Consider the following 12,408-nt stretch of genomic DNA (forward strand, 5'->3'; position numbering starts at 1 on the left):
CGACGACACGACCGCCCCGAAGCAGACGTCGCCGGCGTGGTGCGCGGCCGGCCTGGCCATCACGCTGCGGGTGATGGCCAGGCGTGACCAGCCGGGTCAGGCCGCGCTGCCCTGGCCCGCGTTCGCCGCGGTACGGGCCAGACCGAAGGTGAGCGCGTCGGTGAGCGCCTTCCAGCTCGCCTCCACCACGTTCTCGTGCACGCCCACAGTGGTCCAGTCGCGGGCGCCGTCGCTGGTCTCCACCAGCACCCGGGTGATCGCGTTGGAACCGTGCGAGCCCTCCAGGATGCGCACCTTGAAGTCGGCCAGCTCGAAGGACTTCAGCTCGGGGTAGTGCTTGGACAGGGCCACCCGCAGGGCCTCGTCCAGGGCGTTGACCGGGCCGTTGCCCTCGGCGGTGGCGATGACGCGCTCGCCGCGTACCCGGACCTTGACGGTCGCCTCGGAGACCACCGAGCCGTCCTCGCGGTGCTCGACCTGCACCCGGTACGACTCCAGCGCGAACGGCCGCACGAAGTCGGCGTCCGGCAGCTCGCCGCGGACCAGCAGCTCGAAGGACGCATCCGCGGCCTCGAACGACCAGCCGCCCGCCTCCAGGTCCTTGACCTTGCGGGTCACCGCCGTGAGGGTGTCCGGGTGGCCGGCCAGGTCCAGCCCGAGCTCGCGGCTCTTGAGCTCGATGCTGGCCCGGCCGGCCATCTCGGTCACCAGGATCCGCATGTCGTTGCCCACCACCGACGGGTCGACGTGGTTGTAGAGCAGCGGATCCACCTTGATCGCGCTCGCGTGCAGCCCCGCCTTGTGAGCGAATGCCGCGGCCCCGACGTAGGCCTGGTGGGTGTCGGGGGCGATGTTGGCGATCTCGGCGAGCGCGGTGGACACCCGCGTCGCCTTCTCGAGGCAGCCGTCCGGTAGGACCTTCAGCCCGAGCTTGAGTTGCAGGTTGCTGACGACGGCGAACAGGTCGGCGTTGCCGGGCCGCTCGCCGTAGCCGTTGGCCGTGCACTGGAAGTGCTTGACGCCCGCCTCGACGGCGGCGACGGTGTTGGCCACCGCGCAGGAGGTGTCGTTCTGGCAGTGGATGCCGAGCCGATCCGCGCCGACCCCGGTCCGGGCCACGACGTCCTGGACGGCGGCGGTGATCATCGACGGCAGCATGCCGCCGTTGGTGTCGCACATGACGACCCGTTCCGCGCCGGCCTCGAACGCGGTCCGGACCACGGAGGCGGTGTAGTCGGGGTCGTAGCGGAACCCGTCGAAGAAGTGCTCGCAGTCCACGAACGCGCGCCGGCCGTTGGCGACCAGATGCGCGACGGTGTCGCGGACCATCGCCAGGTTCTCCTCACCGGTGGTGCGCAGCGCCCGCTCCACGTGCCGGATGTCCGACTTGGCGACCACGCAGACGACCGGCGTCTCGGCGTCCAGCAACGCCTGCACCTGCGGGTCGCGGGTCACGTCGACGTTCGCCTTGCGGGTGGCGCCGAACGCGACCAGCACCGCGTTCCGCAGCTGCAGCTCGGTGCGCGCCCGGGCGAAGAACTCGGTGTCCTTGGGCATCGCGCCCGGCCAGCCACCCTCGATGAACCCGACGCCGAACTCGTCCAGCAGCCGCGCGACCGCCAGTTTGTCGACGACCGAGTAGCTGATGCCCTCGCGCTGGGCCCCGTCGCGCAGCGTCGTGTCGAACACCTGATACGTCATGGAGGATTCCTTTCCGAGACTGACGACCCAACAAAAAGACCCCCCGCGGATGCGGGAGGTCGGCACGACGGCGGAGGGTCAGCCGGCGCGCTAGGTGCGAATAATCAGCACGGAGTGGGTCACGCCACGAAGCATGCCACGCGGCGTCGCCCCCCGAACCCAGAATCCACAAGCTGAGACAGCCGATCCCGTACGGGTGACAGCCGCGGGTTAGGTTGGGGCGTGGCCGTCGACAATCACCCCCGCAGTCTGACCTTCTCCACGAGCTACAACTTCCGCGACGTCGGCGGGTACGCCGGCCTCGACGGGCGCACCGTGACCTGGCGCCGGCTGTTCCGGGCCGACTCGCTGCACCGCCTCAAGGGCGCCGATCTCGAGACGTTCCACGCGCTCGGCGTGCGCACCGTCATCGACCTGCGCCGGCCGTTCGAGGTGGAGGAGCACGGGCGGGTGCCGCACTCCGACGGGCTGGACTACCGCAACCTGGTGGTGGAGCACGTGGACTGGGAGACGGTGGAGGAACCGGCGGGTATGCCGCACGAGCGCTGGCTGGCCGACCGCTACCTGAACTTCGCCGAGGACGGGCGGGCCGGGCTGGCGGCGGCGCTCGCGGTGATCGCCGACCCGGCGGCGGCCCCGGTGGTCGTGCACTGCATGGCCGGCAAGGACCGCACCGGCGTGGTGTGCGCGCTGACCCTGTCGTTGCTCGGGGTGTCCGATGCGGAGATCGCCCAGGACTACGCGCTGACCGAGGCGGCGATGGCGTCGCTGACGGCGTACCTGGAGAAGACCCGGCCCGAGGTGGTGCAGGACAAGTACCACATGTTCGACTGCCCGCAGGAGGCGATGCTGCTGTTCCTCGGCGACCTGCGCGAGCGGCACGGCTCGGTCGAGGGATACGTGCGGGAGATCGGCATCAGCACCGGGCAGCTGGCCGCCCTGCGCGGGCACCTGTTGACGCCCGCCTGACAGACACGGGGGCGCGGCGGGTGTCTACTTGCCGTCCATGCGCGTTCTCTTCAGCACCTGGCCGGCCCACGGGCACCTGCTCCCGCTGCTCCCGCTGATCCGGGCTGCCCAGCACGCGGGCCACGAGGTCGTCGTCGCGTCCGGTGCGGAGGGCGTCGCCGAGGCCCGCCGGCGCGGGCTGACCACCTGGGACGTCGGGCCGAGCCGGGCCGAGGCCGACGCGGCGTTCCGCGACCGGGTGCCGAACCTGGGCGCGATCCCGCCGGAGCAGCGGATGGCCACGGTGATCAGCGGCATGTTCGGGGCGGCCGCCTTCACCCGGGCGGCGCAGCTGGTGCCCCGCGCGCTGGAGTGGAAGCCCGATCTGGTGGTGCACCCGATCACGGAACTGGCCGGCGCCGTCGCCGCGGCCCGCACCGGCGCCCGGCACGCGGTGCACGGCCTCGGCCCGTTGCCGGGCGAGGCCTGGGACTGGTTCGGCGCCCGGCTGGGCGAGCTGAGCAACGCCTGGGACGTGCCGGAGCTGCCGGCGGCGATCCTCGACGTGCCGTACCTCGACAACTGCCCGCCCGGGTTGCAGGCCGACGCGGTCCGCGCCTTCGGCAACCGCCGCCCGCTGCGCCCCACCTCCGGCGAGGTCCTGCCGGGCGAGCACCTGCCGTGGGACCCGGACAAGCTGCCCCACGAACGCAGCGTGCACCTGACGCTGGGCACGCTCTTCTTCGGCGCGACCGAGGTGTTCCGGACCGCCCTGGCCGGCCTGGCCGAGCTGCCGGTCAACGTGCTGGTGACGGCCGGCCCGGGCAGCGACCCCGGCCGCTTCGGGGCGCAGCCGGCGAACGTCTTCGTCACCGACTTCGCCCCGCACGCGCTGCTGCTGCCGCACTGTTCGGGCCTGGTGACGCAGGGCGGGGCGAGCACGATCGTGGCGGCGCTGTGCCACGGCCTGCCACACCTGATCCTGCCGCAGGGCGCGGACCAGTTCGCCAACAGCGCGACGGCGGAGCGGGCGGGGGTGGCGCTGGTGGTGCCGCCGGCGGACCTCACCCCGGAGGCGGTGGCCGGGGCGGCCGCTCGGCTGCTGGAGGATCCGGCGCTGACGCGGCGGGCCCGCACGATCCAGGCGGAGATCAACGAGATGCCGGACGCGGCCGACGTGCTCGCCGAGCTGACCGACGCCCGCCGCTAGGGTGCGACGTCGGGATCCGGCCGGCGCGACCCGCTGTCTCTTCGGAGGTCCACGTAGTTGCCGTCCCCGGTCACCATGTTGTCCACCGTTCCGTTCTGGTTGATCGAATACTTCGGCGGCGGCGCGGCTTCGGATCGGCGGGAGGACCGGACCGCCATGACCGTGGCGGCCGCCGCCACCAGGAAACTGCCGACGCTCGCCAGCTTGTCGGAGACCTCCAGCCCCAGGCTCACCACGCAGAGCACTCCGGCGGCCAGCGCGACAGCGGGCCAGATCCAGGTGCGGAGTCGTCTCCCCATGACCGTCCTTTCCCGAGGCTTCCGAACCGGTCAGGATTTTCTGCGCAGGTTCGCGTCCAACGCGATCCAGCGCAGGTCGTTCCAGAAGAACGTCGCGGCCGGGCCCGCGGTCGGCATCCCGGAGTCGTCCGCCCAGACCCCGGCGATCGCCACCTCGTTCACCGTCAACTCGTGCTCATGCAGGAGCGAGGAGTCCACCCCGATCAGCGCGGCGGTGACTCCGGTCGCCGTCAGGGAGCCGCCGGCCCAGTCGATGAACGCACCCGGGTTGTCCGCCTCGATCGCCGCTGCCGCGATGACGTCGTCGGAAAGCTCCGCCGCCGCGACGCTCACAGCCCTGGCGAACTCCCGGTACAGCGCCGGATCGGCGGGCTGAGCCAGCGTCATGGCCAGCCGCCGGACCAGCCCGGGATTGTCGGGAAGAACGGACGCGAGGGACAGCGAGGCCTGGTCGTCGTGCCGCTCGTCCCGCAGCCGCACGTCAGCACTGTCGCCGCTCACGACGTTCGCACAGTCGACGGTGACGACCTGCAGGGGCGCGGAGACCCCGCCGATCTCGAGCTGCGTCGGCGGAGTGGTCGGCGGAGTGGTCGCAGCCCACAGCGCCGCGCGGAAGACGCCGTTGTAGAACACGCTGTCGGGTTGCCCGACGAGCCGGTCCAGGGCCCACGTCGCGATGAGTCCCAGGTCCCGGCGCATCAGGTCGGCGTCGAATCGTAGGGTGTCCACGGTGTGCAGGGCCTGGTACTCCAGCTGCGCCTCGTCACCGATCACCACGCAGAACGCATCACGGAACTCCGCCCGGCCGACCGAGCAGAACATGCTGGCCCGGGGTGTCCGCGCCGTCGCCGGGGCGTCGGCCAGAATGGTGATCTTGACATCGTGCGCGGTCCAGAAATCGCGGCCGGCGTCCGCCTCCGGCCGCGGGGTCGCAGGCTCGACGTTCGGTTGCGCTTCAGGCGTGCGGTCCGGTGGCCGAACCAGCCGCAGCCGAGGTGCGCGGTCGGGTATCGGCCGGGTCATCGGAGTATCGGCACCGGAGATGCCGACGTGGTCGGTCCTGGTCCGATCCGGCTGCGGCAGTTCACTCCATCCACCCGGGCCCATGGGTCAATGGTGTCAGCACAGCACCGAAGATCGCCATCGACAGGCGTCGGGGGCGGGGATGACCCCGCCCCCGACCCGTGCCACCGCTTAGATGACCCGGTGCACCCAGCCGAACGGGTCCTCGGCCCGGCCCCGCTGGATGTCCACCAGCTCCTGCCGGAGCCCCATGGTGACCTCGCCCGAGCCGCCGTCGGCCACGGTGAACTCGCCCTCGGGCGACCGCACCGTGCCGATCGGCGTGATCACCGCGGCGGTGCCGCAGGCGAAGGCCTCGCGGATCCGGCCCGAGGCCGCCCCGGTACGCCATTCCTCGAAGCTCACCGGGCGCTCCTCGACCTTGCGGCCGGCCCGCTCGGCCAGCTTGATGACCGAGTCGCGGGTGATGCCGGGCAGGATCGTGCCGGTCAGCGGCGGCGTCACCAGCGAGCCGTCGTCCTGCACGAAGAAGATGTTCATCCCGCCGAGCTCGTCGACGTACTTGCGCTCGACCGCGTCCAGGTAGACCACCTGGTCGCAGCCGTGCTCGATCGCCTCGGCCTGCGCGGACAGGCCCGCGGCGTAGTTGCCGCCGCACTTGGCCGCGCCCGTGCCGCCGGGCGCCGCGCGGGTGTAGTCGGGGGTGATCCAGACCGCCACCGGCTTGACGCCGCCGCTGAAGTACGCGCCGACCGGGGAGGCGATGACCAGGTAGAGGTATTCCATCGCCGGGCGCACGCCCAGGAACACCTCGCTGGCGTACGCGAACGGCCGCAGGTAGAGGCTGCCCTCGTCGCTGCGCGGGATCCACTCCCGGTCGATCCTGATGAGCTGGCGCAGGGACTCGAGGAACATCGCCTGCGGCAGCACCGGCATGGCCATCCGCTGGGCCGACTGGCCGAACCGGGCGGCGTTGGCGTCGGGGCGGAACATCGCCACGCCACCGTCCGGCGTGGTGTACGCCTTCAGCCCCTCGAAGATCTCCTGCGCGTAGTGCAGCACCGCCGACGCGGGGTCCATGGGGATGGGTGCGCGGGCTTCCACCCGCGGCTCGTACCAGCCTTTGCCCTCGGCGTACCGGACGGTGACCATGTGGTCCGTGAAGATCCGGCCGAAGCCGGGGTTGGCCAGCAGCGAGGTCCTGTCCGCGTCGCCTACGGGCGCCGGGTTCGGACGGATCTCGAAGTCGAGGTTGTCACCACCACTCATGGCAGTTGACCTGCTTTCTGTCACGAAGAACGAAGAGGTAGCACCCGTAGTGCTCCATGAACTTACCCCGAACGCTCGTTCAAAGCCGAGCGCCGGGCGTGGGTCATCGACCGCCGTGCCGGCGGGATGACGCGGGGTGAAAGGTGAGGTCAGGCGGCCGCGGTGGCGGCGACCCGGTCTCCGACCTCGGCGGTACGCAGCGGCGCGCCCGGCGTGCGGGACGCGACCTCGGCCGCGACCGCCTCGGATACTCGGCGGGCCTGCTCGGGGTGGCCGAGGTGCTCCAGCAGCAGCGACGCGGACAGGATGGCGGCCGCCGGGTCGGCGATGCCCTGGCCGGCGATGTCGGGCGCGGAGCCGTGCACCGGCTCGAAGGTCGACGGGTACTTGCGCTCCGGGTTGACGGAGCCGCTGGCGGCCATGCCGATGCCACCGGTCACGGCAGCGGCGATGTCGGTGAGGATGTCACCGAAGAGGTTGTCGGTCACCACCACGTCGTAGCGCTGCGGGTTGCTCACCATGAACATGCTCGCGGCGTCGATGTGCTGGTATTCGGTGGTGACGTCGGGGAACTCGGCGGCGACCGCGGCGAAGGTGCGCGCCCAGAGCCCGCCCGCGTGGGTGAGCACGTTGGTCTTGTGCACCAGCGTCAGGTGCCGCCGCTCGCGGCGCTGGGCCCGGGCGAACGCGTCGCGCACGACCCGCTCGACGCCGTGCCGGGTGTTCAGGCTCTCCTCGGTGGCGATCTCGGCGGGGGTGTCCTTGTGCAGGACGCCGCCGGCGCCGACGTAGAGGCCCTCGGTGCCCTCGCGCACGACCACCATGTCGATCTCGCCGGGCTTGAGGCCGGCGAGCGGGCTGGTCGTGCCGGGCCACAGCCGGGACGGGCGCAGGTTGACGTACTGGTCGAAGTCGAAGCGCAGCTTGAGCAGCAGGCCGCGCTCGAGGACGCCGGGCGGGACGCTGGGGTCGCCGATCGCGCCGAGCAGGATGGCGTCGTGCGCGGCCAGCTCGTCCTCGATGGCCTGCGGGAGCACCTCTTTGGTGCGGTTGTAGAAGCGGGCGCCCAGGTCGTAGTCGTCGAACTCCGCGTCCGGGAGCACGGCCTCGATCACCTTGCGGGCCTGCGCGGTCACCTCGGTTCCGATGCCGTCGCCGGCCACCACCGCGATCCGCGCCACCGTCACGTCCACTCCCTCGTTCGATCCGACCCGCTCGACCTTAGCCCGCTGTCCCGATCTCTGACACGGCGGTCCCAGAGTCTGGATGAGGAATCGTTAAGGGCCCCGGACGCGAACAACCCCCGTCGATCGCGGCAACGATCGCGGGGGCTGTCACGACAGGTACGCGTGGCTCGCGCCCGCCGGGGGTGCATCCACCGCACGGAGCGGACACGGAAGTGTCACCCGAAGACACGGCCGGACAGCCCGTGCGGCAAGGACCAACGCTAGCGATGCGGACTAATGTCGCGCAAGACGCATCCCCCGCGTGTCGGGGCGACAACCGACTTCCCCGCCGAGCGGTATGGCACCATGCGCCGGTGAGTTTCGACCTCGTGGTGTGGGCCACGGACAACTCGGCCAGGCCGGACGACGTGCGGGCCGCCAACGCGCGGTGCGCCCGGGGCGAGCACCCGCAGCGTCCCGCCGATCCGCGCGTCGTCGCCTTCTATGACGCCCTGACCAGCAGCTACCCCGACCGCGGCCCGCGGGCCGGGCTGGCCGGCTCGCCCTGGGCCAGCGCGCCGCTGCACGCCGCGGCCGATCACATCCAGATGCGCCTGGACGAGAACTGCCCCGACGTGGTGCTGGAGACGATCGAGCGACTCGCCGGCGAGCTCAACCTGGACCTGCTCGACCTGCAGGACGGCACGGTGTATCCCCCGCCGGTCAAGACCCGCTAGCCCGGCGCGGCCGGGTCAGTCCTCCTCGCGCAGGTCGACGATGCTGCCCTTGGCCGAGCCGATCGCGGCCGCCACCGCCGAGAGCAGCTCCGCGTCCACCGAGGAGTCGACGGTCAGCGCCATCAGCGCCTCGCCGCCGGCTTCCCGCCGGGCCACCTGCATCGCCGCGATGTTGACCCCGGACTCGCCCAGGATCGTGCCGATGGCGCCGACCACGCCGGGACGGTCGCAGTAGCGGAAGAACAGCAGCACGCCGCCGGCCCCGAGCTCCAGGTCGAACTCGTCGACCTGGGTGAGCTTGCAGGCCTCGCGGCTGCCCGTGCCGGTGACGGTGCCGGCCACGCTGACCAGGCGGCCGTCGGGCAGCGCGCCGCGTACCGTGACCAGGTTGTGGTGGTCGGAGACCTCGCGGTCGACGACCAGCTCGACCTCGACGCCGCGGTCCGCGGCGAGCTGCGGGGCGTTGACGTAGGTGACCTGCTCCTCGACCACCGAGGCGAACAGCCCTTTGGTGGCGGCGAGCTTGAGCACCGCCACGTCGTGCGACACGATCTCGCCGCGCACCTCCACCGTCACGCTGGCCGCGATGCCGCCGGCGACCGCGGTGAACACCTTGCCGAGCCGCTCGGCCAGCCCGAGCAGCGGGCGCACGTCCTCGTCGACCACGCCACCGGCCTGCACGTTCACCGCGTCCGGCACGAACTCGCCCTGCAGCGCCAGCTTGACGCTGCGGGCCACCGAGAGCCCGGCCTTGTCCTGCGCCTCGACGGTGGAGGCGCCCAGGTGCGGGGTGGCCACCACGGTGTCGAAGGCGAACAGCGGCGACTCGGTGGTCGGCTCGGTGACGAAGACGTCGAGGCCGGCGCCGGCCACCCGGCCCTCGGCGAGCGCCTCGGCCAGCGCGCGCTCGTCGACCAGGCCGCCGCGGGCGGCGTTGATGATGCGCACGCCCGGCTTGACGGTGGCCAGCTCCTTCTCGCCGATCAGCCCGAGGGTCTCCGGGGTACGCGGCAGGTGGATGGAGATGAAGTCGCTCTCCCGCAGCAGCTCGTCCAGCCCGACCAGGCGCACCCCGAGCTGCGCGGCCCGGGCCGGCTGGATGTACGGGTCGTACGCGATCAGCCGGGTCCCGAACGCGGCCATCCGCTGCGCGAACAGCACCCCGATGCGGCCCAGCCCGACCACCCCGACGGTCTTGCCCTGCACCTCGACGCCGGTGTACCGCGCCCGCTTCCACTCGCCCCGCTTGAGCGCGGCGCTGGCGTCGGCGGTGTGCCGCGCGACGGCCAGCAGCAGGGCGATCGCCTGCTCGGCGGCCGAGACGATGTTGGAGGTCGGCGCGTTGACCACCATGACCCCCCGGGCGGTGGCCGCGTTCACGTCGACGTTGTCGAGGCCCACGCCGGCCCGGGCGACCACCTTGAGGCGCGGGGCGGCGGCCACGGCCTCCGCGTCGACGCGGGTGGCGCTGCGCACGATGACGGCGTCGGCGTCGGCGAGCGCGGTCAGCAGGGCGGGGCGGTCGGTGCCGTCCACGTGCCGGACGTCGAAGTCGTAGGCCAGCACGTCGATGGCGGCGGGGGCCAGTTCCTCGGCGATGAGTACCACGGGAGTCATATGTCTCCACCTGTTTGTCTCGCAGGCGGCCGGCCGCCGACCTTTCCGCGATCGTAGGGTGTGACGCGGCCGGTACGGCACGTCAGCAATGGGTGACCGGCCTCACACGCTCGAAATCTTGCGATCTTCGATGGATCTCCTTCTTCCCGGGCCCGATAGCCTGCACGGCATGTCTCAAGCGCCGGCCGCCCCCGAGGAACTCGACGAGGACCACGGCCACCCCATTCCCGAACCGCCCCGGCGGGTGCCGTTCGGCGTCATGACCACCGCCGTCCTGCTCGGCATGCTCGCCGTGCCGCTGGCCGTGCTGGCGCTGGTCACCCTGTTCTCCGGCAGCTCCTTCTCCGACGATGTCGGCGCGGCCACGCTGCGGGGGCTGGCCGCCGCCGCGGTCGCGGTCGCCGCGGTGCTGATCGTCGCGGTCGCGTGGTCCTTCGTCCGGGACGGCAACACCGTCGGTCCGATGATCATCGGCGTGCTGGTCGTCGTCACGGCGCTGATCCTGCTGGCCACCGGCGTGGCCGGGGACGACACCGAGGGGCTGCGGGTGGGCGTGCTCGCGCTGGTGCTCGGTCTCGGCGTGCTCCTGGTGCCGCTGCTCGGGCACGGACCGGCCTACCTGGCGGCCCGGCAGGTGTGGTCCCGGGCGGAACGCGACTGGCTGCGGGACCTGGCCACCCCGGACGCGCCGCCGGCCCATCCGCAGCAGTGGCCGGGGCAGTACCCGCCCCAGCCGCAGTGGCACGGCGCGCCGCACCCGCAGTATCCGGCGCAGCTGGCCGCCGCGGGGCCGCCCGGATACCCGCAGTACCAGTACCCGCCGCAGCAGGCGCCGGTCTGGAGCGCGCAGCCGCCGCCGCAGTATCAGGCCTGGCCGGAGGCGGCGGTCCCGGCGTGGCCCGGTCAGCCGGCCCCGGCCCAGCCACCGGCCGGCGGCCCACCGCCGGCCGCCAAGGCGGCGGCGGCAACGGCCCCGGCGGCGGCAACGGCCCCGGCGGAGAGCGAGGGCCCGCCGGTCGCCCAGCAGGCGCCGACCGAGCAGATCCGGCCGGCCGACCCGGCGCCGCCCCGGTAGGCCGGACCGGCAGGTCCCGGCGGCCCGCCCGCCGGGACCGGTTCGCCGCGGGTCAGACGGTCGGGCGCGGGATGCCGGGCCGCTCGATCGGCGGCGCCGCCGGGTATCCCGCCGAGGCCCGCCCGTCGAACTGCCGGAAGGTCAGCGCCTCGGCGTCCAGCCCGTCGTAGAGCAGCTCCAGGTCCAGGCTGCCCACCGGCGGGTAGACCCGCTCGCGCGGCGGCTCCTGCCCCACCTCCAGCGCGCCCTGCGCCACCATGAACTCGACGATCGCCTGCCGCACGGCGGGCAGTGTCACCGGCGAGTGGTAGACCACGTTCAGCGCCTGCATCCGCATCCCCTGGACGTGTTCCTCGCCCTTGTTGTCGTGGAAGTGCGGGTTGCGGGTCTCGATCTGCAGCACCGGCACCGAGCTGGCCATCACGTCCGGGCTGGCGCTCTCCAGGATGCCGCCGAACTGCTCGAACAGGTCCAGGTACTCGTACGGCTCGACGGCGAAGCCGCCCGCCAGCCGCAGCTTGAGCCCCAGCTCGAGGGTCATCGCGTGCTCGCCCGCGTTGCCGGTCGCGATGACCTCGGTGCCGAAGCCGGAGTACTCGGCCAGGAAGCGGTTGAGCCACTCGTTGGTGATCTCCGAGCTGCGGCCGCGGCGGCTGAAGAACAGCCGCCCGTCGCGCAGCTTCGGCTTCGAGTGCCAGGAGATGCGGACCATCGAGTACGGGCTCTCGGCCAGGTGCAGCCCGGCGGCGTAGGCCTTGCAGTATTCGTGGACCGCGCCCGGCACGTAGTTGTCCGCGTCGACGTAGCCGACGTGACGCCGGCCGGTCATCGCCGCCAGGGCCATCCCGATCAGCATGGCCTCGCCCTTGCCGGCCCGGACCAGGCCGTCCTCGCCGATCAGTTCGGCCATTCCGGCGGCCTTGATGGCGGCGGCCAGCCCGGGGTCCTGCTGATGCACGCTGATCGCCGAGCGTCCGGCCAGCCGGCAGAACTGTTCGAGTGTCTGCGCCTCGATCTCGTATCTGTTCACCGGCAGCTGGTCGCTGTTGGACACCAGCACGATAAGACAATCGTGCGGAATTCCGGAGAGCACGCCCTCGATGACGCTTCGTGACTCATTCATGCAGGGCACGACGATGACCATTTGCGATTCGACCGCGCGGATAGCCTCGGGCGGCACGACCCGGCTGCCCGCCGAAAAGGCGTCGTCCAGGGCGCCCGAGTCCAGCTCGATGACCCTCTGCAGCTCATGGATCCGGACCGCGCCGAAGCGCTCGCTCCGGAAGGAATCAGCCAGTCGCATGCGGCGAATCTACCCGCTGTCGGCTACTCCGCAGGGCCGGAACGGTTCCCGTTTCCTCGG

The 12,408-nt window shown here is 72.1% G+C and carries 11 protein-coding genes; 4 read left to right on the forward strand and 7 right to left on the reverse strand.

Features of this window, described 5'->3' with window-relative positions; all coding sequences use genetic code 11:
- Nucleotides 1-96: 96 nt before the first annotated feature.
- Entirely contained in the window at nucleotides 97-1,701 is a 1,605-nt protein-coding gene (gene cimA / locus Ani05nite_RS32555; protein ID WP_203774736.1) for a citramalate synthase, read from the reverse strand.
- A 222-nt stretch (nucleotides 1,702-1,923) separates the two neighbouring features.
- On the opposite strand from cimA, the gene Ani05nite_RS32560 reads away from it, so the two are divergent.
- Both Ani05nite_RS32560 and Ani05nite_RS32565 read left to right on the forward strand, forming a co-directional pair.
- The gene (locus Ani05nite_RS32560) at nucleotides 1,924-2,670 is read left to right on the forward strand and encodes a tyrosine-protein phosphatase (protein WP_203774738.1); all 747 of its coding nucleotides are present in this window, start codon (nucleotides 1,924-1,926) and stop codon (nucleotides 2,668-2,670) included.
- A 37-nt stretch (nucleotides 2,671-2,707) separates the two neighbouring features.
- A complete protein-coding gene (locus tag Ani05nite_RS32565) occupies nucleotides 2,708-3,859 on the forward strand; it encodes a glycosyltransferase (protein WP_203774739.1) in 1,152 nt (383 codons plus the stop codon).
- On the opposite strand, the gene Ani05nite_RS32570 is transcribed toward Ani05nite_RS32565, so the two are convergent.
- The 4 genes from Ani05nite_RS32570 to Ani05nite_RS32585 all read right to left on the reverse strand — a co-directional run bounded on the left by Ani05nite_RS32570 (nucleotide 3,856) and on the right by Ani05nite_RS32585 (nucleotide 7,631).
- On the reverse strand, nucleotides 3,856-4,158 hold the full coding sequence (locus Ani05nite_RS32570) for a hypothetical protein (RefSeq protein WP_203774740.1): 303 nt from the start codon (nucleotides 4,156-4,158) through the stop codon (nucleotides 3,856-3,858). The two genes, Ani05nite_RS32565 and Ani05nite_RS32570, sit on opposite strands and share 4 nt — an antisense overlap.
- 30 nt (nucleotides 4,159-4,188) lie before the next feature.
- Nucleotides 4,189-4,980 carry a hypothetical protein gene (locus tag Ani05nite_RS32575; RefSeq protein WP_203774741.1) on the reverse strand — a complete coding sequence of 264 codons (792 nt, stop codon included), beginning with the start codon at nucleotides 4,978-4,980 and terminating at the stop codon, nucleotides 4,189-4,191.
- 372 nt (nucleotides 4,981-5,352) lie between these two features.
- Complete coding sequence (locus Ani05nite_RS32580; RefSeq protein ID WP_203774742.1) at nucleotides 5,353-6,450, reverse strand: branched-chain amino acid aminotransferase; 1,098 nt, start codon at nucleotides 6,448-6,450, stop codon at nucleotides 5,353-5,355.
- Between the two features lie 149 nt (nucleotides 6,451-6,599).
- Entirely contained in the window at nucleotides 6,600-7,631 is a 1,032-nt protein-coding gene (locus tag Ani05nite_RS32585) for a 3-isopropylmalate dehydrogenase (RefSeq protein WP_203774803.1), read from the reverse strand.
- 359 nt (nucleotides 7,632-7,990) lie between these two features.
- On the opposite strand from Ani05nite_RS32585, the gene Ani05nite_RS32590 reads away from it, so the two are divergent.
- Nucleotides 7,991-8,353: a hypothetical protein gene (locus Ani05nite_RS32590; RefSeq protein ID WP_203774743.1), complete on the forward strand. Its 363-nt coding sequence runs from the start codon at nucleotides 7,991-7,993 to the stop codon at nucleotides 8,351-8,353.
- 15 nt (nucleotides 8,354-8,368) lie between these two features.
- Here Ani05nite_RS32590 and serA read toward each other — a convergent pair whose 3' ends face one another.
- Nucleotides 8,369-9,970, reverse strand: coding sequence for a phosphoglycerate dehydrogenase (serA, locus tag Ani05nite_RS32595; protein WP_203774744.1), 1,602 nt, complete (start codon nucleotides 9,968-9,970; stop codon nucleotides 8,369-8,371).
- Nucleotides 9,971-10,139: 169 nt separating this feature from the next.
- On the opposite strand from serA, the gene Ani05nite_RS32600 reads away from it, so the two are divergent.
- The gene (locus Ani05nite_RS32600) at nucleotides 10,140-11,045 is read left to right on the forward strand and encodes a hypothetical protein (protein WP_203774746.1); all 906 of its coding nucleotides are present in this window, start codon (nucleotides 10,140-10,142) and stop codon (nucleotides 11,043-11,045) included.
- Nucleotides 11,046-11,097: 52 nt separating this feature from the next.
- Here the strand turns inward: Ani05nite_RS32600 and mpgS are convergent, their stop codons facing one another.
- Nucleotides 11,098-12,348, reverse strand: a complete 1,251-nt coding sequence (gene mpgS / locus Ani05nite_RS32605; protein WP_203774748.1) for a mannosyl-3-phosphoglycerate synthase — start codon at nucleotides 12,346-12,348, stop codon at nucleotides 11,098-11,100.
- Nucleotides 12,349-12,408: the final 60 nt, after the last annotated feature.

This window comes from Actinoplanes nipponensis (assembly GCF_016862275.1).
GTDB classification, from domain to species: domain Bacteria; phylum Actinomycetota; class Actinomycetes; order Mycobacteriales; family Micromonosporaceae; genus Actinoplanes; species Actinoplanes nipponensis.